The following is a 457-nucleotide window of genomic DNA, read 5'->3' on the forward strand; positions in this document are numbered from 1 at the left end:
TAAAAGATGCATTTGCCGCGGTGGCCGATGCGCATCGGGCTATTCGCATGCGCTTTATCGAGCGCGCGGGCGTGCCGCTTCAATACAGCGCGTCGCATCCGCACGGGCCGCTCGAATTCATCGATCTGTCGGACGTCGAACCCGCGGCGCGCGCGCCGCGGATCGACGCCGCAATCGGCGCCTGCCTGCTCGAACCGTTCGATTTGCTAACCGAGCCCGTCTACCGGTTCGTGCTGGTGAGGACTCGGCCGCGCGGCTATCTGCTGGCGCTGAACATCCACCACATCTGCGTGGACGGCGCATCGGCGCTGATCCTGCTGGACGACATCTCGTCCGCCTACGCCGATCCCGCCGCGTACGCGGCCGCGTCGGCCGCGCGCACGGGCGAGGGGTTCGGCGACGTGCTGGAGGTCGAGCGGCGGCGCTGGGCGGACGGCGTTCATGCGCAGGCCGAAAC

General features: G+C 68.5%; 1 protein-coding gene. It reads left to right on the forward strand.

Annotation, left to right across the window (positions count from 1 at the left end; translation table 11 throughout):
* Positions 1 to 47: 47 nt before the first annotated feature.
* Positions 48 to 457 (forward strand): condensation domain-containing protein (locus J5M71_RS28270; RefSeq protein ID WP_243434397.1); only part of this gene is annotated, 410 nt, incomplete at its 3' end.

This window comes from Pseudomonas sp. 43(2021), assembly GCF_017490805.1.
GTDB lineage: Bacteria > Pseudomonadota > Gammaproteobacteria > Pseudomonadales > Pseudomonadaceae > Aquipseudomonas.